Raw genomic sequence first — 22,161 nt, 5'->3', positions numbered from 1 at the left:
CGCGCACCTGGGAACGGGGACGACGGGCCGAGCGACGTGGGGTCATGCGACGTGGGGTCATGCGATGTGGGGTCGAGCGACCACGGGTCAGGGGACGACGGGTCAGGGGACGACGGGTCAGGGGACGACGACGTCGACGGTGTCCAGGCGCGCCCAGCAGTAGAGCCGGTGGCGCACGTCGCAGGCACGGCCGGCGAGGTCGCCGAGCGCCAGGAGGGACGCCGCGAGCGCGGCCGCCATCGTCGGCGACAGCCCGCGGGCGCGTGACCACCGTCGTGCGGCGTCGGTGAGCTGCTGGGGCGAGCCCGCCGCGAGGTCCGAGGTGAGGTCGTCCGAGACGGTGACGACGAACGGCCCGTCGTCCTGACCGCCGATGAGCGTGCCGTGCCTGGGGTGGGCGGTGATCTCGCCGTAGGGCCGTCCGCAGAACACCTCGGCGAGGCTGCCGAGCTGCACGAACGGGTCGATCGACGGCAGCCGGACCGTGTCGAACAACGCCTCGCCGGACCCGCGGGCCGGCGCGGCGGGCCCCAGGTGGGAGTGGAGCACGGTCGCGGCCAGCGCGTCGGTGGGCGCCGCGAAGTAGTCGGTGACGAACGTCGTCACGTGCCGACTTCCCTGCCTCGCCGTTCTGACCTGGGCCATGGCCGACAGCATCCCAGCATCGTGCTACGGCACGGTCACGGTCCCGTTACCGGTCGCGAACGACGTCCTCACCCGTGCCGTCGTCCGACGGCGACCGGTCCGACGACGGCGTGGCAGGGAAGGCGCTGCGCGCGGACACCACGACCAGCAGGGAGACGACCACGATCGCGGCTCCGGTCAGGGCGAGGTCGGCCGGGCCGCCCTGGGCGAAGACCACGGAACCCACCGCGGCCCCGACCCCGATACCGAGGTTCGAGGTGCTGTTGACGAACGCGCCCGCGACGTCCGGCCCGGCACCGTCGGCGCGCAGCGCCGCGGCCTGGAAGGTCGCCGGGACGGCACCGAAGGCCGCGAGCCACACCGCGCACGCGACCAGGACGGGCACCATGGCGGGCAGGGTCCACGCGACGGCGACGAGCGAGGCGGCGATGGTCCCCATCGCGGCGAGCGTCAACGCGCGTGGTCGGCTGTCCAGGAACCGCGCTGCGGCCCACAGCCCGACCAGCCCGACGGTGCCGAGGACGAACAGCGCCGGCCCGAGGGCACCCTCGGTGAGCCCGGTGGTCAGCAGGATCGGCGAGACGTAGGTGTAGACGGCGTAGTGCCCGCAGAACAGGACCGTGTTGGCGCCGACCACCAGGGCCAGGCGGACCCGACGGCGTCGTCCGGGACGGTCCTCGGTCCGGATCTCCGCGGCGTCGACGGCGGGCAGGAGCCGTGCGACGAGGACGAGCGTGAGCAGGCAGAGCCCTGCGAGGGCGCCGAACGACCACCGCCACCCGACGGCAGCACCCAGCGAGGTCCCCAGCGGCACCCCGAGCACGAACCCGAGCGTCCCGCCCGCGGTCACGTAGGTGAGCGCCTTGCCGGTGTGCAGCGGTCCGACGAGGCGGGCCGCGTAGGCGATCGACACCGAGAAGAACACGGCGTGACCGATGCCGCCGAGGGTGCGGGCCGCCGCCACCGCGGCGAACGACCCGGAGCAGGCGACCAGGACGTTGCTCGCCACGTAGACGCCCAGCGTGCCCAGCAGCAGCGGCTTGCGGGGCAGCTTCCGGGTGGCGACGGTGAGCGGGACCGCCAGTGCAGCCACCACGAACGCGTACACCGACACCAGGAGCCCTGCGGTCGACTCGGTGACCGAGACTCCGCGGGCGAGCTGCGGGAGCAGGCCGACGGGCAGCACCTCGGTGGTGATGGCGACGAAGTTGGCCACGGCGAGCACGACGATCCCGGCCGCGGAGTCACGGACGCTGCGACGGGAGAAGGGGACGGGGGAGGGCACGCCCCATCCTGACATCCCGTGCGGACCGCGCGCCGGGTGCCTAGGCTGAAGCGCAGGTCACGGGCCGGACGGTCCTGATGGCCGCTGGGTCGGACCAGCCCGACGGAGGGGGACACCATGGCACGCCGCACGGGTGGGACGGACGTCGAGGCCGAGCCGGGAGCCGGACCCGACGGGGGCGACGAGGCGGGCGGGCGCAACCCGTTCCGCCGGGTGTGGTGGCTGCCGGTCGTGCGGGGGTCGGCGTTCATCGTCCTCGGGCTGCTGCTGATGATCGAGCCACTGGGCGAGCTGGAGGTGCTGCGGCTGCTGCTCGGGGCGTTCCTCGTGCTCGACGCCGTGCTGGTGCTGGTGCAGTGGTCCGTCCACCGCCGCCAGGAGGGTTCGGCCTGGTGGCTCGCGCAGAGCGCGGTGAACGTGGTGTTCGGCGTGGCGGTCGCCTTCTGGCCGGACCTGACCGCGACCCCGCTGTACTACGTGATGGCGAGCTGGACGATCGTGCTCGGCGTCGTGGCCCTGGCGGGAGGGGTGGCGCTGGCGCGCAACCGGGACCTCGGATGGCCGTGGATGGTGAGCTTCGGCATGACCGCGGGTCTGTTCGGCATGCTGCTGGTGACCCGGCCGTTGGACTCCCTGGACGTGCTGCGTCTCGTGACGATCGTGTTCGCGCTGTTCGCGTTCGTCGCGGGGGCGACCCACATCGTCTCCGGGTTCGCCGTGCGGTCCGTGGCCCGCGAGCTGCGGGACCTGCGCGAGCAGGCGCAGAAGGTGGGCGTGGTCGTCACGGGGGGATCGGTGCTGGGTGCGGCGAACCCGTCGGCGGCGCCGGCCTCGGCGACCGGCCCGCGGATGGTGCCCTCCGGCGCAGGGGGTGCACCGGTGACCGAGGCGGAGCCGTCGTCGACGCCGGACGCGCCGTCGGCGCCCGCGATCCCGGGCACCGGGGCCCCGACGGCGGGCACGTCGGCGGGCACGTCGGCGGACACGACGGCGGAGACCTCGCCGGCCGGATCCTGGGCAGCCGACCCCAACGGGGCCGACCCCACCTCGGCCGACCCCACCTCGGCCGATCCCACGTCAGCGGGCACGGGGACACCGCCGACCGCCCCGGACGGCCGGAGCGTGGGAACGGACGACGGACCCGGGCGGCGTCCCGCGGACTGACCCGCTCAGATCGAGGCGGACCAGCGCCGTTCCACGACGTCGCGCACCCCGGTCGCGAGCGCGCGCTCCGTGCCGTCCGGGCCGAGCCCCGACTGGGTGAGGAAGCGTTCTCGGGCCTCGTCGCCGTCGAGCACCCAGGTCACCATGTCCGTGGACCCGTCCGTGCGGAGGCGGTCGACGGCGGCGGCGAGCAGCCGCGAACCGTGCCCGCCCTGACGGGCGCCGGGAGCCACCTCGAGGGCCAGCACCTGCCCCGGGCCGACGGCGGCGAACCCGACGACCCGCGGGCCGTCCAGGGCGACCAGCACGGCGAAGCCGGGGCCGGGCGGGCTCGAGATCGCGTCCGCCCAGCGCCGGCGCATCACGTCGACGTCGAGGGCGTCGACGGCACCGCCGAGGGTCTCGGCGTGCGTGGTGCGCCAGGCCTCGACCTGGACGTCGGTGACGGCGTCCTCGTCACCGGGGACGGCCGGGCGGACGGAGACGTCGGCGGCCTCGCGGAACAGTGCCATGGGCCCACCCTAGGGGGCGTGGGCGCCCGTCCGGTCGTCCGTCGCGCCGTCCTCGGTCAGGGGGCGGACCCGGCCGGACACGGCCAGGCTGAGCACCACGGCGGCGCAGATGGCCAGCAGGGCGTGGCGCACCCCGACCGCGTCGGCCAGGAGGCCGAGCAGCGGCGGCGCGCTGAGCATCGCGACCGTGGAGAACGAGGTCGCCACGGCGACGCGTGGTGCCGCGTGGACGGGTTCGTCCGAGGCGGCCGAGATCGCGATGGGGTTGGCCAGCGCCGCGCCGCACCCCCACAGCACGACGCCGACCCAGGCGGTCACGATCGAGGGCGACAGCCCGAACAGCAGCAGGCCGACCAGGGCGCTGGCACCGGAGGCGCGCAGCACGGCGACCCGGCCGTACCGGTCGATCAGGCCGGTGCCGGCGAACCGGACGACCGTCATCGACGTCACGAACGTCCCGTAGGCGACGGCGCCCACGGCCTCGCGGGCCTCGAACCCGTCGACCACGGCGAGCGACATCCAGGTGCCTGCCGAACCCTCCGAGAGCGACGCGGCGAGCAGCACCAGCCCGATCAGCAGGGTACGGGGCTCCCGCCAGGCGCCCAGCGCGGCGCGCACCCCGGACCCGCGTGCGGCGCCGGCTCCGTCCGTGCCGACGGCGCGTTCGGGCGCGAGCGCCGTCGACGGCACCACGAGCACGGCACGCAGCACGGTGACGACGAGCATGACGGCGACGAGCTGCGTCGCGACGGTCATGCCGAGCGCGGCGAAGCCGGCGGCGACCAGCGCCCCGAGCGCGGCACCGATGGAGAAGCAGGCGTGGAAGTGGGGCAGGATCGCCCGCCCGACGGCCCGCTCCACCGACGCGGCGTTGATGTTGATCGGGATGTTCACCAGGGCGCCCGAGACACCGTTGAGCGCCGCTCCTGCGGCGAAGGGCACCACGTCGCCCGTGCTGGTGCCCACGGCCAGCAGCCCGAACCCGGCCACGTTGCCCGCCGTGGCCGCCACGAGCGTGGCCCGGGTGCCGAACCGGGCCACGACCGCCCCCGTCCCGAGCACCGCGACGAGCGTGCCCACGCCGCCCACGACCAGCAGCGAACCGAGCTGCCCGGCGGACAGGCCCAGGTCGGCGCGGATCGAGGGCAGCCTGCTCATCCAGGAGGTGCCGAGCACCCCGAAGAGCGCGAACTGCGCCATGAGGGACCAGCGGGTGGTGGTCACCGACCGGGGTGCGGGCGCGCGCGGACTCGGGTCGAGGGGGGTGGGCACCCGGCGATCCTACGCGGGCCCGGTCAGCCCCAGCCGAGCGCGCGCAGCCCCGCGGCGGTCGCGGCGGCCAGGACGACGACGGCCAGGAAGGGGACCCGCAGCGCCAGCGCGGCGGCCGCCACACCGAGTGCCGGGACCCGCGCGTCGAGGACCACGGCCTGTCCGTCGGTGAAGGTCTGCACGACGACGAGGGCGACGAGCAGCGCCACGGTGACCAGGCCCGAGGTGCGCTGCACACGGGCGGTCGCGAGCCAGTGCTCGGGCACGAGATGACCCGCGAGCTTGAGGGCGAACGCCGCCAGGGAGGCGACGAGCACGGTCACCCACAGCGCGGTGGCGGTCATCGTGCGCCCGCCGTCCCGCGGCCGGTCGGCGTCGAGGACACCAGGCCCACGACGACGGCGAGGCCTGCGGCAGCCAGCACCGGCACACCCGCGGGTGCGACGGGGACGAGCGCCAGGGTGGCGACCACCGCGAGCCCCGCGACGACCTGGGCCCGACGCTCGGCCAGCCGGGGCCACACCAGGGCGAGGAACGCGGCACCGGCGGCCGCGTCCAGACCCCAGGCCCGCGGGTCGCCGAGCGCGTCGCCCGCCAGCGCGCCGACGAGCGTGAAGAGGTTCCACAGCACGAACACGCCGATCCCGGTGGTCCAGAACCCGGCGCGCACGGCGGTCCGGTCCCGTTGGCCCACCGCGACGGCGGTGGACTCGTCGATGGTGAGGTGCGCCGCCGCCCACCGGCGTGCGCCGCGGACGTCCAGGAGCGGGGCGACGACGGCGCCGTACAGCGTGTTCCGTGCCCCCAGCAGGGTGGACGTCGCCACGGCGGCGACGGGCGACCCGCCGGCGGCGACCACACCGATCAGGGCGAACTGCGAGCCGCCGGAGAACAGCAGCAGGCTCAGCGCCATGGTCTGGGCGAGCGTGAGTCCCGACACGACGGCCAGCGCACCGAAGGAGACGCCGTACAGGCCGGTCGCGACGGAGACGCCGAGGCCCTGCCGCACGGCGGCGGACACGGCCGGGGAGGAGGGAGGTCGCACGCCGTCAGGAAAGCACGAGCGGGTCGCGCGGCGGAAACCCGCCACCGGTGCCGGGGCGCTCCTGCGACAGGTGCTCGTGCGATGGTGCCCGTGCCGCGGCGCTCGGAAGGGCTCGTGAACGGTACGGTGTTCCCATGACGCTGCCCGCCACTCCTGCGCGCCCGTTCGGCGCAGTCCTCACCGCGATGGTCTCGCCGATGACGGACACGGGAAAGCTCGATCTCGACGCAGCCGCGCGCCTGGCCGTCCGGCTGGTCGACGAGGGCAACGACGGCATCGTGCTGTCGGGGACCACGGGTGAGGCGTCCGCGACGCACACGCCCGAGAAGGTGGACCTCCTGCGCGCCGTCGTCGACGCCGTCGGCGACCGTGCGGCGGTGCTGTCCGGCGCAGGGTCGAACGACACCGCGCACGCCGTGCGCATGGCCGAGCACGCTGCCGAGGCCGGTGCCGACGGCCTGCTGGTCGTCTCGCCCTACTACTCGCGCCCCACCCAGGAAGGCCTTGCCCAGCACTTCGAGGCGGTGGCGGACGCGACCGACCTGCCCGTGATGCTCTACGACGTCCCGGCGCGCACCGCGGTGCGGATCCTGCCCGAGACGTACGTGCGGGTGGCCGCCCATCCGCGGATCGTGGCCACCAAGGACGCGTCCGGCGACGTCGCCGCCGTGCCTGCCCTGCGGGCGCTGACCGGCCTCGCCTGGTACTCGGGCGACGACTCGCTGCTGCTCCCGTTCCTCGCCCACGGCGGCGCGGGCATCGTCTCCGTCAGCGCCCACGCCGTCGGACGCGCCTTCGCCGAGACGGTGCGCCGCTTCGACGCGGGGGACCACGCGGGCGCGCTCGAGGTCTTCTCGACCACCCTTCCCGTCATCGCCGCCATGAACGGCGCCGGCGCGCAGGCCGTCATGGCCAAGACCGCCGTCGAGGCCCTCGGCCTGCACACCAACCGGGCCATGCGCCTGCCGAACGTCGAGGCCACGGCCGACGACGTCGCGCTCGTGCGGTCCGCCCTCATCGCCAGCGGCGTCCTGGACGCCGCCGCCACACCTCAGTAACCCACCAGGCCAGGAGGCCCCGTGAGCCACCCTCACCCCGAACTCTCCCTCCCTCCCGCGCTGCCTTCCGGCGGCCTGCGGATCGTCGCTCTCGGCGGTCTCGGAGAGGTCGGGCGCAACATGGCCGTGCTCGAGTTCGCCGGCAGGCTGCTCATCATCGACTGCGGCGTCCTCTTCCCCGAGGACCACCAGCCCGGCGTGGACCTGATCCTGCCGGACTTCGAGTACATCGCCGACCGGATGGACGACATCGAGGGCATCGTCCTCACCCACGGCCACGAGGACCACATCGGTGCCGTGCCCTACCTGCTGCGGCTGCGCCGCGACATCCCGATCTACGGCTCCCAGCTGACCCTCGCCTTCGTGGACGCCAAGCTCAAGGAGCACCGCATCCGCCCCGTGCTGCGGGTCGTCCGGGAGGACGAGACCGTCAAGGTGGGGGAGTTCTCCTGCGAGTTCGTCGCGGTCAACCACTCGATCCCCGACGCGCTCGCCGTGGCGGTCACCACCGCCGCGGGCACTGTCCTGCACACCGGCGACTTCAAGATGGACCAGCTGCCCCTCGACGGGCGGGTCACCGACCTGCGGGCGTTCGCCCGCCTCGGCGAGCAGGGTGTCGACCTGTTCATGGTCGACTCCACGAACGCCGAGGTCCCCGGCTTCGTCACGAACGAGGTCGAGATCGGCCCCGTCCTGGACAGCGTCTTCGCCCAGGCGGAGAAGCGCATCATCGTGGCGTCGTTCTCCTCCCACGTCCACCGCGTGCAGCAGGTCCTCAACGCCGCGCACGCGCACGGCCGCAAGGTCGCGCTGGTCGGCCGCTCGATGGTCCGCAACATGGGCATCGCCGCCGACCTCGGCTACCTCGACGTACCGCCGGGCGTGCTCATCGACCTCAAGCGGGCCGGCGACCTCGCCGACGACCGCATCGTCTACATGTCCACCGGCTCCCAGGGCGAGCCCATGGCCGCCCTGAGCCGGATGGCGAACGGTGACCACCGGGTGCAGGTCGGCCACGGCGACACCGTGATCCTCGCGTCCTCGCTGATCCCCGGCAACGAGAACTCCGTGTTCCGCGTCATCAACGGCCTGACCCGGCTCGGCGCCCGCGTCGTCCACTCGGGCAACGCCAAGGTGCACGTCTCCGGCCACGCGAGCGCCGGCGAGCTGCTCTACTGCTACAACATCCTCAAGCCCCGCAACGTCATGCCGGTGCACGGCGAGGTCCGGCACCTCGTGGCCAACGCGGCGCTCGCGGTCCGTACCGGGGTGCCGGCCGAGCGCGTGGTGCTGGCGGAGGACGGCGTCGTCGTCGACCTCGTCGATGGCAAGGCGTCGGTCGTGGGGGCGGTGCCGTGCGGGTACGTGTTCGTCGACGGCTCCTCGGTCGGCGAGGTGACCGAGAACGAGCTGAAGGACCGGCGCACGCTCGGCGAGGAGGGCTTCGTCTCCGTCTTCGCCGTCGTCTCCACGGCCACCGGCAAGGTGCTCGCCGGACCGCAGATCCTGGCGCGGGGCATGGCGGAGGACGACGCCGTCTTCGAGGACATCCAGCCGGAGGTCGTCCGGGCGCTGGAGGACGCCATCAGCGGTGGCGCCACCGACACCTACCAGCTGCAGCAGGTGATGCGACGCGTGATCGGGCAGTGGGTCAACCGTCGGTTGCGTCGCCGCCCGATGATCGTCCCGGTGGTCGTCGAGGCCTGACCTCCTGATCGCCGTCGACGGCGTCGGACCGGTTCGCCGGTCCGGCGCCGTTCGTCGTGCCCCCGGAGAGTAGGCCCGGTCCGGCGGCGCCGAGCGCCGCCGCGTACCGGGCGTCGCGCTCGGCGCGGGTGCCCGGCAGCAGGCCGGCGAGCTCCAGGCTCACCAGGCCGTGCACGAGGCCCCAGAGCGTCGAGGCCGTGTCGGCGAGGGCGTCGCGGGGGGCGTCCGGGGCGATGCGCGCGACGGCGTCGCTCAGGGCCCGGAAGGTCGGCTGGGCCCGGGGGTCGGGCTGGGCAGGGTCCGGTCGGACGCCGTGGGCGAACATCACGGCGTAGTAGTGCGGGGCGGTGAGGGCGAAGCTGCGGTAGGCGAGGCCGAGCGCGGTCAGGTCACCCTCGGCGTCCGACGTGCGGGGTGCACGGGCGAGGTGGTCGGCGAACCGGGCGAAGCCCTCGGCGGACACGGCGGCGAGCAGGGCGTCACGTCCGCCGAAGAGCGTGTAGACGGCCGACGGGCTGGTGCCGGCGGCCGAGGCCAGGGACCGGACCGACAGCGCGGCCTCGCCGTGGGCCGCGACCTCGCGGGAGGCGAGGTCCAGGAGCCGGTCGCGCAGGGCGGCGTCGTGCAGACGTGGTCGAGCCATCCCGTGAGTCTAGAGGCCTTGACGTCGGTTCTCGAACGGTGTTCTATAACAGTGTTCGCAAACTAGGGAGATCATCGTGCTGGAGCTCACCGACGCCGCCCGCGTCACCGCCGGGATCGTGCTGCTGACCGTCGTCGCCATCGAGTCCGGTGGCGCCTTCCTCGTGGCCGTGGTGACCGGCAAGGTCCCGGCCACGAGCTTCCAGACCGCCTTCTACCGGGCAGGTCACGCGCACGCCGGCGTGCTGGTGACCCTGGGGCTCGTGTGCCTGCTGCTCTCCGAGGCGACGGACCTCGACGGCCTCTGGCGCTGGCTCGCGGCCACCGGAGTCCTCGTCTCGGCGATCCTGCTGCCCGCCGGGTTCTTCCTGTCGGCGCTCGGGCCAGGGCGCGAGAGGCCCGGACGAGCGGTGGTCCTGCTGCCCGTCGGCGCGACCGTGCTGGCCGCGGGGCTCGTGACCCTCGCCGTCGGGCTGCTGACCGCCTGAGCCCGCCCGTCAGGCCCGGCCCGGCCCGGCTCGGCACGGCCTGCCGGGGGCGACGCCGCCGGGTCGAGGAGACACGCAACCCCGACCTGCCCGAGCACCTGCGTCGCGCCGGGTACGGTGTGAGCATCATGGCCACCCGTAGCCCTGCTCGACGTACCACCGGCTCCGGTCGGACCGGCGCTACGTCGAGGACCACGACGGCGCGCGCCCGCGGGGGCGCCGCGTCGACGAAGCGTGCACCGGCACGGACGGGTGGCACCGGACAGCGCACCACGAGCGGTTCCGCACGGCGGACGCCGTCCCGGGCTCCGCGTCGTCCGGCCTGGCCGGTCCGTGCCGTGCGGGGCGCCTACCTCGGCGTCGCCCACGGGATGGGCTCCGTCACCCGATCCATCACCAAGGGAGCAAGAGACCTGGAACCCGAGCACCGTCGAGACGGCGTCGCCTTCTTCCTCATCGCCATCGCGCTCGTCGTCGCGGCGCGCGAGTGGTGGGGAATCCCCGGGGTGTTCGGCGACGCCGTGCACGCCGTCGTCGCGGGAACCTTCGGCATCGCCGGCGTCGCGCTGCCCGTGCTGCTCATCTGGCTCGGGGTGCGGATCATGCGCCATCCGGAGCGGGGGAGCGCCAACTCCCGGGTCGCCATCGGTGTGAGCCTCCTGGTGATCTCCGTGTGCTCCCTGGTGGCCGTCGCCGAGGACACCCCGTCGCCGCAGGACGGCTTCGCTGCCGTCCAGGACGCCGGCGGGATCATCGGCTACCTCGCCGCGACCCCCGTCGTCGCCGGGGTCACCGAGTGGGTCGCCGTGCCGTTGTTCCTGCTCCTGGGGTTCTTCGGGCTCCTCGTCGTCACCGCCACCCCGGTGCACCGCATCCCCGAACGGCTCCGCGGCCTCTACGACCGCCTCACCGGCAACCATCGCGCCCAGGTGGACGAGGACGGCCTGCAGCTCGCCGACGGCGTCTCCGCGCACGACGGCGCCGAGCCGGCCCCCGCGAAGAAGCGCCGTCGTCGTCCCACCAAGGCGGAGCGCGAGGCGACGGCGGCCGCGGCCGCCGCCGAGCTCGACGAGTACGCGGGCGACCACGCGTTCGACAAGGCGGCCACGCTCGCCCCGGCCGACGGCCCCGCTCCGGGGACCCGCAAGGTCGAGGGCTCCGGCGCGACGCAGAAGGTCCCCGCGGCGGCAGGTGCCGCTGCCGGGAGCGTCGCGGCAGCCGGCCCCCGTGCAGCCGCCTCGGCATCCGACGCCCCGCCGCCGCCGACCTCCCCGGCCCCGATGGGGCGCGCCGAGCAGCCCATGCTCTCGGGCGACACCGTCTACCTGCTGCCCGAGGAGGACGCGCTCGGCAAGGGCGCCCCCCACAAGACCCGGTCCGCGGCGAACGACCGCGTCGTGGAGTCCCTCGAGGGGGTCTTCGAGCAGTTCGGCGTCGATGCTCAGGTCACGGGCTTCAGCCGCGGCCCGACGGTCACCCGCTACGAGGTGGAGGTCGGCCCGAAGGTCAAGGTCGAGCGCATCACGTCGTTGTCGAACAACATCGCCTACGCGGTGGCCAGCGCGGACGTGCGGATCCTGTCACCCATCCCCGGCAAGTCCGCGATCGGCATCGAGATCCCCAACACGGACCGCGAGACCGTCGTGCTGGGCGACGTGCTGCGCTCCTCGGCGGCGCGGCGCACCGAGCACCCGATGGTCATGGGCGTCGGCAAGGACGTCGAGGGCGGCTACGTCGTGGCGAACCTCGCCAAGATGCCGCACATCCTCGTCGCCGGGGCGACCGGTGCCGGAAAGTCGAGCTTCATCAACTCGATGATCACCTCGATCCTCATGCGGGCCACCCCCGAGCAGGTCCGCATGATCCTGGTGGACCCCAAGCGGGTCGAGCTGACCATGTACGAGGGCATCCCGCACCTGATCACCCCCATCATCACCAGCCCGAAGAAGGCCGCCGAGGCGCTCGACTGGGTGGTGCGCGAGATGGACGCGCGCTACGACGACCTCGCGACGTTCGGCTTCAAGCACGTCGACGACTTCAACGCCGCGGTCCGGGCCGGCAAGGTCGTCCCCCCGCCGGGGTCCGAGCGCAAGGTCGCGGCCTACCCGTACCTGCTCGTGGTGGTCGACGAGCTGGCGGACCTCATGATGGTCGCGCCCCGCGACGTCGAGGCCTCGATCCAGCGGATCACCCAGCTCGCGCGGGCCGCCGGCATCCACCTGGTGCTGGCGACCCAGCGCCCCTCGGTGGACGTCGTCACCGGTCTGATCAAGGCGAACGTGCCCTCCCGGCTGGCCTTCGCGACGTCGTCCCTGGCGGACTCGCGCGTCGTGCTCGACCAGCCCGGCGCCGAGAAGCTCATCGGGCAGGGCGACGCCCTGTTCCTGCCGATGGGCGCGGCCAAGCCGATGCGTGTCCAGGGCGCCTGGGTCACCGAGTCCGAGGTCCACGCCGTCACCGAGCACGTCAAGGCCCAGCTCAAGCCGACCTATCGCAAGGACGTCACGGCGCCCGCCGCGGCGAAGAAGCAGATCGACGAGGACATCGGCGACGACCTCGACCTCCTGCTCCAGGCCGCCGAGCTCGTGGTGTCCACCCAGTTCGGCTCCACGTCGATGCTGCAGCGCAAGCTGCGGGTCGGGTTCGCGAAGGCCGGGCGCCTGATGGACCTGCTGGAGTCGCGCGAGATCGTCGGCCCGTCCGAAGGTTCCAAGGCCCGCGAGGTGCTCGTCCAGCCGGACGACCTGCCCTCGGCGCTCGCCCTCATCCGCGGGGAGACGCCCCAGGCGTACGACCAGGACGACCCGGCGGACGGCGGCACCGCTGCGCCGGCGGACCCGTACGCCGACGGGACGGACGGTCACCGGCCGCCGATGGCCGACGACTACCACGACGGCGCCGACACCGACGCCGAGAACCCGGTGCGCTGAGCCCCACCTGGAGCCACCGCCCGGCGGGCGCGGGTCGCCGGAGCGGGCTCAGCGGTCGAGCACCTCGGGCTCCGGCCCCGTCGCCTCAGGAGCCTCGGTCCGCTCGCCCGCCGCGTCACCGACGGCGTCGGCGACGCGGTCACGACGTTCCTGCAGGGTGCTGCCCGACAGGGTGGTCGCCCCCGGGTCGTCGAGGACGTCCGGCAGCGCGTGCACCCGGTGCCCCGCGGCGAGGTCGACGGTCGTCGCCGTCCACGCGACCTCCGTGACGAGCGTCGGGCCGCCCGGGCGCTCCTGCGTGGCCTGTGCCGTCAGGAGCACGCCGTTGCTGGTGCGGGCGTCGCAGCAGGCCGACGACTGGTTCGAGAGCAGGTTGCCCAGCCCGTACGCCACCCACATGCCCGTGCCGTCCGGACCGCCGTCCACGTGCTCGATCCGCTGGGGGATGTGGGCGTGGTGGCCGATCACCAGGTCGACCTGACCCGAGCGGGCCAGGGCGTCGACGACGTCGACCTGCTGGTCGGTGAGGGTCTCGGTGTACTCGACGCCGGCGTGGAGGCTGACGAGCACGAGGTCGGCCCCGTCCTCGCGCGCCCGGCGCGCCTGGTCGACCAGGGTGTCGGCGTCGATGAGCTCGACGGCCCAGGGCGCCTGGGACGGCATCGGCAGGCCGTTGAGCCCGTAGGTCGCCGAGAGCTGGGCCACGACGACGTCGCGTCCCGACCGCTCGAGGCGGAAACGCTGCGGCGCCTCCTCCTCGGCCTTCGAGCGCGCCGTACCCACGTGACCCATCCCCACGGCGTCGAAGGCGTCCAGGGTGGCGACCACGCCGTCGTAGCCGCGGTCCACCGAGTGGTTGGACGCGGTCGAGCAGCCGTCCCACCCCTGGTCTGCCAGCGCGGGGACGAGCTCCTCGGGGGCCCCGAACATCGGGTACCCGCTCGGCTCCGTCCCGGGCGGGGCGACCGGGACCTCCATGTGGCACAGCGCCAGGTCCGCGCCGGCGACCCAGGGATCGAGGCCGGCGAGGAGGCTGCCGAAGTCCGCGCCGTCGTCCGCGGACCGCACCACGGGACCGTGCGGCAGCAGGTCGCCGGCCGCCAGGACGGTGAACGTCACCTCGGGCGACGGCGACGGCGGGGCGGCCTTCGCGACGGTGAGCTCCGGGGAGGCCGTCACCGTCGGGGCGACGCCCGGGTCGTCGTCCAGGACCTGGCAGGCCGTCACGAGCCCCAGCGCGGAGGCGAGCAACGCCGTCGAGGCGACGAGCGTCGCCGAGCGGGCGCCGGTTCGGGCCCCGGACCGGGCGGCAGCGTGCCGCGGTGTGGCGGGTTGCACCGCGCGAGCGTACCGCCGCGCGCTCCGGCGCGCCGTCCGGGTCCGGGCCGGATGCGGTTCGAGGTCCTCACCCCAGTAGGCTGGCGGGATGACCGATGCTGCCCCCTCGCCGTGGAACATCGCCAACGTCGTCACCATGGCGCGCATCGTCATGGTGCCCGTCTTCGCGTGGGCGCTGCTCGTCGACGGCGGCGACTCCGTGCTCTGGCGTCTCGTCGCGACGGGGATCTTCCTCGTCGCCGCGCTCAGCGACCGGGTGGACGGCCATCTGGCGCGTTCGCGCGGGCTCGTGACCGACCTCGGTAAGATCCTGGACCCCATCGCGGACAAGGCGCTGACGGGTACCGCGCTGGTGCTGCTGTGGTGGCCGCTCGGCGAGCTGCCCTGGTGGGTGCCGGCGGTCATCCTCGTGCGCGAGCTCGGGATCACGGTGATGCGCATGTTCATGCTGCGCTACGCCGTGATGCCCGCGTCGCGCGGCGGCAAGATCAAGACCGTGCTGCAGGTCGCCGCCATCACCCTGTTCCTCCTGCCGCTGGCCCAGCTGCCCGCCGCCGTGATGGTCCTGGCCTGGGTCGTCATGGCCGCGGCGATCGCCGTCACGCTGCTCACCGGCGTCGACTACGTCGCCCAGGCCGTCCGCCTGCGGCGCGGTGCGGGCGACGACGACGGCCCGGGTCCGCGGGCCGGCGCGACGGCGTGACCGCACGCCGTGTGCTGGCCGCCGCCGCGGCGCGCGGCTGGACCCTGGGCGTCGCCGAGTCCCTGACCGGGGGAGCTGTCGCGGCGGAGCTCGTCGAGGTGCCGGGCGCGTCCCGGGTCCTGCGTGGTGGTGTCGTCGCGTACGCGACCGACCTCAAGGCGAGCCTGCTCGCGGTCGACGCGGACCTGCTGGCCGCCCGGGGCGCCGTCGACCCCGACGTGGCGCTCGCGATGGCGGCGGGGGTGCGGCACGCCGTCGGGGCCGACGTCGGGCTCGCCACCACCGGGGTGGCGGGCCCCGACCCGCAGGACGGCGTCGAGCCCGGGGTCGTGTTCGTCGCGGTCGAGGCACCGACCGGTCGTCGGGTGCGGCGCCTCGAGCTGCCGGGCGATCGTGCCGGCGTCCGTGCCGGGGCACGGCGCGCGGTGCTGCGGCTCGCCCTCGACCTGCTGGCGGATGCGTCGCCCCGGTGAAGACGGCGTGGTGCTCCTGCACGCATCCGGCCCGGGTCCCGCGCGCGGGAACACGGCGTCGGCGCCGCGCGTTCCGGTAGATGTGATCGCAGACAGGCCACGAAACCGTGTCGATGTGTCCCGTGCCCCGCGCGCCCATCGCGGGTCGGGGTACGGTAGTGCCACCCCGGGCCCCGGGGCGGCCGGTGAAGGAAGGGGGCGCGAGATGATCGTCCTGCGACGAGAGATCGGAGACGTGCTGCGTGATGCGCGGCAGCGTCAAGGGCGCACCCTGCGAGAGGTGTCGTCAGCAGCACGGGTCTCGCTGGGCTACCTCAGCGAGGTCGAGCGCGGTCAGAAGGAGGCGTCGTCCGAGCTGCTCGCCTCGATCTGCGAGGCGCTCGACGTCCCCCTGTCGCTGGTGCTGCGCGAGGTGAGCGACCGGATCGCGGTCGCCGAAGGCCTGCAGGTCCCGGACACGATCCCGGCCGACGTGCTGGCGGGCATGTACGCCCGCGCCGCCGCGCCGCGGGAGGACCTCACCCCGGTCGGCTGACGTCCTGGCAGGTCGGGCACCAGAAGACGGGCCGCTCGACCGGTGGCTCGTTGGCCTCGCCGACCGCGATCGGTGTACCGCAGCGTCGGCACGGTCGGCCCGCCCGGCCGTGCACGGCGCGGGGGACCCGTCCCAGGCCGTGCACCCGACCGATCTCGACGCTGCGTGCCATGAGCCGGTGCGCGGTGGTCAGCAGCAGGGCCCGCGCCTCGTCGTCGAGGTCGTCGGCCGTGCGCCACGGGTTCCACCGCAGGGCGAAGAGGCTCTCGGCCATCCAGATCGTCCCGACGCCGGCAACCACGGACTGGTCGAGGAGCGTGTCGCACAGGGCACGGTCGCGCTGGTCGGCGAGGTGGCGCACCCCCTGAGGGACGCCCTCGGTCAGGAAGTCGTCGGCCAGCACGTCCGGACCCAGCCGCGCGAGGAGCCGAGGCTCGTCCCTGCTGCGCAGCAGGTCCACCATGCCCAGGCGCCAGCCCACGCACGTCCAGTCGCCCGTGGCCAGCACGGCACGGACCTGCGGATGCTGCGGCGGCGGCCCGGCGGTGCGCAGCACCCGCCACTGCCCGTCCATCCGCAGATGGGTGTGCAGGGTGCGACCGTCGTCGAAGCGCGCCAGCAGGTGCTTGCCGTAGGCGAGGCACGAGGTCAGGGTGCGTCCCGTCAGGGAGGTGCCGCCCAGTCCGGGCCATCGCAGCTCGCCCAGCGTCAGGGCCGTTCCTCGCAGCGCCGCGTCGATCCGCGCGGCGGTGAGTCGCAGGACGTCTCCCTCCGGCACCGGCGCTCCTCCCCGTCCGTGCGGCATTCCGGGGCGGTCGCCCCGACGTCAATCTATCCGGGTCCTCCGGGGACGAATGGGGGGAATGCCCCATAGCGGTGCGAAGCCGGCGTGCACCATGCTGGCCACGTGCCACCTGTGACACCTCCCTCCGGCGTCCTGACCGTCGAGCACCGTGCCGATCGGCCCGCCCCTGGACCGGCCCCCGGATCCACCCCTGGATCGCCGCCGCGGGCCAACACCGTCATCGCCGGCTGGGGCGGGGGAGCGGCGGCCACGACGGTGGGCGCGGCGCACGTGGCCGGTGCGGGGGTCGTCGACCCCGTGGCCGACCCGGTGAGCTTCTACGCGTTCGTGCCCGGCGGGGCGCTGCTGGTGCTGGTGGCATGCCTGACCCTCGGGCTGCTCGGCGTGGTCCTCGTCGCCCGCGGGTACACGGCCGGACTGCTGGCCGGGGTGGTGCCGGTGGCGGCCATCGGCATCTTCCTGGTCTCGATGGTCCTCGTCGGGCTGTTCCCGACGGACCCTCCGGGGACGGCGTCGGCCACGACGTCCGCCGTGGTGCACCGTGCGGGGGCCGCGACGGCGTTCTGCGTCCTGCCGCTCGTCGGTCTCGCGTCCACCGCCGGGCCCCGTGGCCGCTGCGAGACGGTCGAGCCGTTGCGCCGGGCCGGCGCTGCCCTGCTGTCCGTCGTCCTGGTGTTCCTGGCGATCCACCTCCCGCTCGTGGCCCTCGGGTCGGGGATCGTGGCCTTCGGCCTGCTCGAGCGGGTCGGCCTGGTCCTGATGACCGCCTATCTCGCACTGCTGGCCGTCCAGGTGGACCGGGCGGTCAGTGCTGGACCACCCGCAGGCCCTGCGGCGTGACACCGAACCCTGCCTCGCGCAGTGCGGCGACGACCGGGCCGTCCTCCTGGACGGCGACCAGGGCGGCGGTCCCGTCCACCCGCTGGACCACGTGCCGTCCGAGCCGTCCGGAGCGTGCGTGCTCGGCCAGGGCGCCGGCCGCTGCGGCGAGCGCGTCGACCTCGGCGGTGAACGACAGCAGGCTGCGTCCGCCGCGCTCGACGTACAGGGCGAGGGAGCCGTCGACGAGCACGACCACCGCACCCGCCTTGCGACCCGGGCGGTGGCCGGCGCGTTCCGGCACCAGGGACGCGTCCCGGCCCGCGCCCGTGGACGGGCCTGGATCACGGGACGGCCAGGCGAGCGCGGCGCCGTAGGGGTTGGCGGGGTCGGTGGCGGCGAGCAGCAGGGGGCGACGCGCGGCGTCGGGGTCCGTGGTGCTGCGGTCCCGCTCCGCGGCGTCGAGCCGCAGGCGGTCCACGGCACCGGGCAGGGCGAACTGGGCCCCGCCGAGGCGCTCGACGAAGTACCCCCGCCGCGCGGCACCACGCTCCTCCAGACCGGTCAGCACCCGGTAGACGTCCCGGAAGCTGCCCGCCACCCCCTCGGACGGCGCGACGGCGCGGGTCAGGACCCCGTGCCGGTCCAGCAGCACCTGGGTGAGGGCGTGGGCCCGCAGGGTCGGGTCGCTCTCGAGGGAGGGCAGGGCGGACCAGCGCCCGCCGCCCCCGGGCGAGGGCGCGCCGCGCGGCGCGGTGAACCGGGAGCGACGCACGGGGCGGGCGCGCGCCGGGCGTCGGGGCGCCCGGTGCGCGCCGCCGGACGACCCCAGCCGCTCCCGGAGCACGCCGAACCCGTCGTTCGTGACGTGCCCGGCCCATACGAGGTCCCACAGCACCTCCAGGACGGCGGCCTCGGTGGCCTGAGCCAGCTCGGCCAGTCGGGGCAGGAAGAACCCCCCGGACGTCGACAGCAGCTCCGCCACGGTGCGGTGCAGGTCGCTGTCGAGCGCGCCGCCGGGCTCCGGGGCCGACGGCGCGGCGAGCGTCACCGGGGCGTCGTCCGCCAGGTGGAGGCTCACCAGGCCGTCGCCGGACGTGGTGCTCGCCGGTGGGCGGTGACCCGCCCACAGCACCTCGCCGCTGGTCGTGAGCTCGTCCAGCAGCGCCGGCGCGTAGTCGCCGACGCGGGCCGGCAGGATCAGCGACTCCAGCGCGGAGGCGGGGACCTGGGCGCCCGCGAGCTGCTCCACCACGCGCAGGAGCCCGTCGACGCCCCGCAGGGTGGCCGCGCCGACGCCCTGCCAGCGGGGCAGGAACACCCCCAACGACTCGGGAGCCACCGGCTCCACCTCGGCACGCAGCGCCGCCAGGGACCGTCGGCGCAGCACCTGCAGGACGTGGGGGTCGCAGAACTCGTCGCCCGTGCCGCCCAGCACGTCCGGGCGCAACGCGCCGCGCACCAACCGGTCGGTGGCCTCGAGGCGGGCGAGCGCCTCGGTCGTGACGGCGACGCCCAGCCCGAAGCGGCGGGCGACGTCGGCCGCGGTGAACGGACCGTGGGTGCGGGCGTGGCGGCGCAGCAGGTCGCCCAGCGGGTCGGTGACGGCTGCGGTGTGGGCCTCCGGGAGACCCACGGGTTCGGCGACGCCGAGAGCGTCGCGCAGGCGGCCGGCGTCCTCGACGACGGCCCACTGGGGCACGCCGGCCACTCGCACGGCGATCACGCGACGGTCCCGTTCGAGCGAGTCCAGCCAGTCCGCGACGTGGGTGGCGACGTCCACCCGCGTGCGGTCGGTCAACGCCTCCAGGGGGTGCGGCCCGGTGCGCCGCAGCACGTCCCAGAGGTCCTCGGCGTCCTTGGCCCTGCGGTCCGGTGCGAGCGACTGGAGCTCGTCCTCGGTGCGCCGCACCGCGTCGGGGTCGAGCAGGTCCGCCAGGTCCGTGGCGCCCTGCTCGCCCAGCAGCTCGGCGAGCAGGGCCGGGTCGAGGGTGAGCGCCGCGGCGCGTCGTTCGGCCAGGGGGGCGTCGCCGTCGTAGAGGAACTGGGCGGTGTAGCCGAACAGCAGGGACCGGGCGAACGGCGACGGTTGGGGCGTGGTGACCTCGACGAGGCGGACCCGCCCGGCGGCGAGGTCCGCCATGAGCGTGCGCAGCCCGGCGACGTCGAAGTCGTCCTGCAGGCACTCCCGGGCGGCCTCCAGCATGATCGGGAAGTCGGGGTGCGCCGAGGCGGCCTGGAGGAGCTGCGCGGCACGCTGACGCTGCTGCCACAGGGGAGAACGACGGTCCGGTCGTCGGCGGGGCAGCAGCAGCGCCCGCGCCGCCGCCTCGCGGAACCGGGCGGCGAACAGCACGGACGACCCGAGCTCGGCGCGGACCGCCCGGTCGACGTCGTCCGGGTCCACCAGGAGGTCCTCGGCGGTCACCTGCGGCTCGGACGTGCTCGCCTCCAGGTCCCACGGCGCGTCGCCGGGGAGCCGCAGCACGATGCCGTCGTCGCCCGGCATGGCCGACACGTCCGCCCCGAGCCGCTCGCGCAGCCGGGACGCCACCACCAGGGCCCACGGGGTCAGGACGGGTGAGCCGAGCGGTGAGTGGACGACGACGCGCCAGTCGCCGAGCTCGTCGCGGAACCGCTCGACGACGATCGTGCGGTCGTCGGGCAGCCGTCCGGTCGCCTCGCGCTGCTCGGTCAGGTACGACGCGAGGTTGTCCACGGCCCAGTCGTCGAGCCCGGCCGTACGCAGGTGGTCCCGCCCGGCGGCGGCGTCGGCCGCCAGCGCGACGTCGGACTCGCGCAGGAACGCGCCCACGGCGAGGCCGAGCGGCGCAGGCCGCCCCGGCGCGTCACCCTTCCAGAACGGCAGCCTGCCCGGCAGCCCGGGGGCGGGGGTGACGAGCACGCGGTCCGGGGTGATGTCCTCGATGCGCCAGGTGGACGACCCGAGGGTGAAGGTGTCCCCGACGCGCGACTCGTAGACCATCTCCTCGTCGAGCTCGCCCACCCGTTTGCCGCCGCGGCCGCCCTCGTCCCCGACGAGGTAGACGCCGTACATCCCGCGGTCCGGGATGGTGCCCCCGCTCGTGACGGCGAGCCGCTGTGCGCCCGGCCGGGCGGACAGGCGTCCGGTGGCCCGGTCCCACACGATCCGGGGACGCAGCCCTGCGAGCTCCTCGCTGGGGTACCGGCCGGCCAGCATGTCCAGCACGCCGTGCCAGGTGGCGTCGCGCAGGCCGCGGAACGGGGCCGAGCGGCGGACCAGCGCGAGGAGCTCGTCGGCGTCCTGGTCCTCGAGGGCGAGCACGGCGACCACCTGCTGGGCCAGGACGTCCAGGGGGTTGGTGACCGGGCGGACCGGCTCGATCTCGCCGCTGCGCATCCGCATCGCCACGACGGCGGCGGGCACGAGGTCGCCGCGATGGGTGGGCAGCACCACGCCGGAGGACACCGCGCCGACCTGGTGACCGGCCCGGCCGATGCGCTGCAGACCACTGGCCACCGACGGCGGTGCCCCGACCTGCACGACGAGGTCGACCGCACCCATGTCGATGCCCAGCTCCAGGGACGACGTCGCCACGACGGCGGGCAGCGTGCCTGCCTTGAGGTCGGACTCGGTGCGCGTCCGCTCCGCCCGGCTCATCGACCCGTGGTGCGCCCGGGCCAGGACCTCGGCCGTGGCGGGCAGGGCGGAGGAGGTGCCCGACTGGGCCGGGGACTGCGCCGCCTGGTCGGCGCCCGGGTCGGGCGCGGCCACGCCCTGACGCTCCGCCCACGCCTCGTTGACCCGTGCCGTGAGGCGTTCGGCACCTCGCCGGGAGTTGGCGAAGACGAGCGTGGACCGGTGGGAGGTCACGAGGTCGACCACCCGGTCGGTCACGTGCGGCCACACCGACGCCTGCCGCTCGGGCCGTGTCGCGGGACCGCTCAGGTCCGGTGCGTCGTCCTGCTCCGGGCCGGCGGCGGCGATGTCGGTCAGGTCCGGCACCGGGACGGCGATCTGCAGGTCCCACTGCTTGGTGGCCGCAGGCTGCACGACGACGACGTCGCGTCCGCCGTCGTCGACGCGCCGGGCACCCGACAGGAAGGCGGCGACCTCCTCGACGGGCCGGACGGTGGCGGACAGCCCGACCCGCTGGGCGGGGCGCTCGAGCATCGCGTCGAGCCGCTCCAGCGTGAGGGCGAGGTGGGCCCCGCGCTTGGACCCGGCGACCGCGTGGATCTCGTCGACGATGACGGTCTCGACGCCCGCCAGTCCGGCCCGCGCGGCCGACGTCAGGATCAGGAAGAGCGACTCGGGGGTGGTGACCAGGACGTCCGGCGGCCGGGTGGCGAACGACCTGCGGTCCGCCGCCGGGGTGTCTCCCGTGCGCATCGCGACCGTGACGTCGTGGGCGACCTCCCCCCGGCGCGCGGCGGCCTGGCGGATCCCCGTCAGCGGGGCACCGAGGTTGCGCTGGACGTCGGCGGCCAGCGCCTTGAGGGGGAGACGTACAGCACCCGGCAGCGCAGCGCCGGGTCCTCGGGCGGCGGCGTCGACGTCAGACGGTCGATGGCCCACAGGAACGCCGCCAGCGTCTTGCCCGATCCGGTGGGGGCGACGACCAGGGCGTGACGGTCGCCCGCGATCGCCTCCCAGGCGCCGCTCTGGGCGGGCGTGGGGCCGGCGAAGGCCGCGTCGAACCAGGCGCGCGTCGCGGGCGCGAACCGTGCTGACGAGTCGATGGCCACCGCCTCATC

General features: G+C 74.8%; 18 protein-coding genes and 1 pseudogene. 9 read left to right on the top strand and 10 right to left on the bottom strand.

The genetic code is table 11. The features are described 5' to 3' along the window. Nucleotides 1-117: 117 nt before the first annotated feature. The gene (locus ACNHYB_RS04905; RefSeq protein WP_418277272.1) at nucleotides 118-606 is read right to left on the bottom strand and encodes a hypothetical protein; all 489 of its coding nucleotides are present in this window, start codon (nucleotides 604-606) and stop codon (nucleotides 118-120) included. 85 nt (nucleotides 607-691) lie between these two features. After that, entirely contained in the window at nucleotides 692-1,930 is a 1,239-nt protein-coding gene (locus ACNHYB_RS04900; protein ID WP_418277271.1) for an MFS transporter, read from the bottom strand. A 117-nt stretch (nucleotides 1,931-2,047) separates the two neighbouring features. On the opposite strand from ACNHYB_RS04900, the gene ACNHYB_RS04895 reads away from it, so the two are divergent. Further along, nucleotides 2,048-3,094, top strand: a complete 1,047-nt coding sequence (locus ACNHYB_RS04895; RefSeq protein ID WP_418277270.1) for a DUF308 domain-containing protein — start codon at nucleotides 2,048-2,050, stop codon at nucleotides 3,092-3,094. A 5-nt stretch (nucleotides 3,095-3,099) separates the two neighbouring features. Here the strand turns inward: ACNHYB_RS04895 and ACNHYB_RS04890 are convergent, their stop codons facing one another. The 4 genes from ACNHYB_RS04890 to ACNHYB_RS04875 are packed head-to-tail and all read right to left on the bottom strand — an operon-like array spanning nucleotide 3,100 to nucleotide 5,923. Next, nucleotides 3,100-3,606, bottom strand: a complete 507-nt coding sequence (locus tag ACNHYB_RS04890) for an N-acetyltransferase family protein (RefSeq protein ID WP_418277269.1) — start codon at nucleotides 3,604-3,606, stop codon at nucleotides 3,100-3,102. 9 nt (nucleotides 3,607-3,615) lie between these two features. Then, nucleotides 3,616-4,878: an MFS transporter gene (locus ACNHYB_RS04885; protein WP_418277268.1), complete on the bottom strand. Its 1,263-nt coding sequence runs from the start codon at nucleotides 4,876-4,878 to the stop codon at nucleotides 3,616-3,618. Nucleotides 4,879-4,901: 23 nt separating this feature from the next. Then, the gene (locus ACNHYB_RS04880) at nucleotides 4,902-5,222 is read right to left on the bottom strand and encodes an AzlD domain-containing protein (RefSeq protein ID WP_418277267.1); all 321 of its coding nucleotides are present in this window, start codon (nucleotides 5,220-5,222) and stop codon (nucleotides 4,902-4,904) included. Further along, nucleotides 5,219-5,923, bottom strand: a complete 705-nt coding sequence (locus ACNHYB_RS04875) for an AzlC family ABC transporter permease (RefSeq protein WP_418277266.1) — start codon at nucleotides 5,921-5,923, stop codon at nucleotides 5,219-5,221. The genes ACNHYB_RS04880 and ACNHYB_RS04875 overlap by 4 nt, the downstream gene beginning before the upstream one ends. A gap of 134 nt (nucleotides 5,924-6,057) precedes the next feature. On the opposite strand from ACNHYB_RS04875, the gene dapA reads away from it, so the two are divergent. Next, the gene (gene dapA, locus ACNHYB_RS04870; RefSeq protein WP_418277265.1) at nucleotides 6,058-6,981 is read left to right on the top strand and encodes a 4-hydroxy-tetrahydrodipicolinate synthase; all 924 of its coding nucleotides are present in this window, start codon (nucleotides 6,058-6,060) and stop codon (nucleotides 6,979-6,981) included. A gap of 21 nt (nucleotides 6,982-7,002) precedes the next feature. Beyond that, nucleotides 7,003-8,688: a ribonuclease J gene (locus ACNHYB_RS04865; protein WP_418277264.1), complete on the top strand. Its 1,686-nt coding sequence runs from the start codon at nucleotides 7,003-7,005 to the stop codon at nucleotides 8,686-8,688. Here ACNHYB_RS04865 and ACNHYB_RS04860 read toward each other — a convergent pair. Further along, the gene (locus tag ACNHYB_RS04860) at nucleotides 8,633-9,331 is read right to left on the bottom strand and encodes a TetR/AcrR family transcriptional regulator (RefSeq protein ID WP_418277263.1); all 699 of its coding nucleotides are present in this window, start codon (nucleotides 9,329-9,331) and stop codon (nucleotides 8,633-8,635) included. The genes ACNHYB_RS04865 and ACNHYB_RS04860 overlap by 56 nt on opposite strands. A gap of 76 nt (nucleotides 9,332-9,407) precedes the next feature. Between ACNHYB_RS04860 and ACNHYB_RS04855 the strand changes: the two genes are divergently transcribed. Then, nucleotides 9,408-9,818, top strand: coding sequence for a hypothetical protein (locus ACNHYB_RS04855; RefSeq protein WP_418277262.1), 411 nt, complete (start codon nucleotides 9,408-9,410; stop codon nucleotides 9,816-9,818). A gap of 371 nt (nucleotides 9,819-10,189) precedes the next feature. Next, the gene (locus ACNHYB_RS04850; RefSeq protein ID WP_418277996.1) at nucleotides 10,190-12,748 is read left to right on the top strand and encodes a DNA translocase FtsK 4TM domain-containing protein; all 2,559 of its coding nucleotides are present in this window, start codon (nucleotides 10,190-10,192) and stop codon (nucleotides 12,746-12,748) included. A 48-nt stretch (nucleotides 12,749-12,796) separates the two neighbouring features. On the opposite strand, the gene ACNHYB_RS04845 is transcribed toward ACNHYB_RS04850, so the two are convergent. Then, nucleotides 12,797-14,086 carry a CapA family protein gene (locus ACNHYB_RS04845; RefSeq protein ID WP_418277261.1) on the bottom strand — a complete coding sequence of 430 codons (1,290 nt, stop codon included), beginning with the start codon at nucleotides 14,084-14,086 and terminating at the stop codon, nucleotides 12,797-12,799. Between the two features lie 88 nt (nucleotides 14,087-14,174). On the opposite strand from ACNHYB_RS04845, the gene pgsA reads away from it, so the two are divergent. The 3 genes from pgsA to ACNHYB_RS04830 all read left to right on the top strand — a co-directional run bounded on the left by pgsA (nucleotide 14,175) and on the right by ACNHYB_RS04830 (nucleotide 15,797). Beyond that, nucleotides 14,175-14,789: a CDP-diacylglycerol--glycerol-3-phosphate 3-phosphatidyltransferase gene (pgsA, locus tag ACNHYB_RS04840; protein ID WP_418277260.1), complete on the top strand. Its 615-nt coding sequence runs from the start codon at nucleotides 14,175-14,177 to the stop codon at nucleotides 14,787-14,789. Further along, nucleotides 14,786-15,262, top strand: coding sequence for a CinA family protein (locus ACNHYB_RS04835; RefSeq protein WP_418277259.1), 477 nt, complete (start codon nucleotides 14,786-14,788; stop codon nucleotides 15,260-15,262). Before pgsA ends, ACNHYB_RS04835 begins: the two co-directional genes overlap by 4 nt. Nucleotides 15,263-15,467: 205 nt before the next feature. Beyond that, nucleotides 15,468-15,797: a helix-turn-helix domain-containing protein gene (locus ACNHYB_RS04830; protein ID WP_418277258.1), complete on the top strand. Its 330-nt coding sequence runs from the start codon at nucleotides 15,468-15,470 to the stop codon at nucleotides 15,795-15,797. Here ACNHYB_RS04830 and ACNHYB_RS04825 read toward each other — a convergent pair. Then, entirely contained in the window at nucleotides 15,781-16,575 is a 795-nt protein-coding gene (locus tag ACNHYB_RS04825; protein ID WP_418277257.1) for a DNA-formamidopyrimidine glycosylase family protein, read from the bottom strand. The genes ACNHYB_RS04830 and ACNHYB_RS04825 overlap by 17 nt on opposite strands. A 138-nt stretch (nucleotides 16,576-16,713) precedes the next feature. On the opposite strand from ACNHYB_RS04825, the gene ACNHYB_RS04820 reads away from it, so the two are divergent. Then, nucleotides 16,714-17,442: a DUF998 domain-containing protein gene (locus ACNHYB_RS04820; RefSeq protein WP_418277256.1), complete on the top strand. Its 729-nt coding sequence runs from the start codon at nucleotides 16,714-16,716 to the stop codon at nucleotides 17,440-17,442. Here ACNHYB_RS04820 and ACNHYB_RS04815 read toward each other — a convergent pair. Continuing rightward, nucleotides 17,408-22,152 (bottom strand): annotated as a pseudogene (locus ACNHYB_RS04815) (ATP-dependent helicase). The gene ACNHYB_RS04820 and the pseudogene ACNHYB_RS04815 sit on opposite strands and share 35 nt — an antisense overlap. Nucleotides 22,153-22,161 lie beyond the last annotated feature (9 nt).

It is taken from the genome of Isoptericola jiangsuensis, from assembly GCF_048320105.1.
GTDB classification, from domain to species: domain Bacteria; phylum Actinomycetota; class Actinomycetes; order Actinomycetales; family Cellulomonadaceae; genus Isoptericola; species Isoptericola jiangsuensis_A.
The sequence above is the reverse complement of the archived record's forward strand: the minus strand, read 5'-3'. Positions and strand labels throughout refer to the sequence as shown.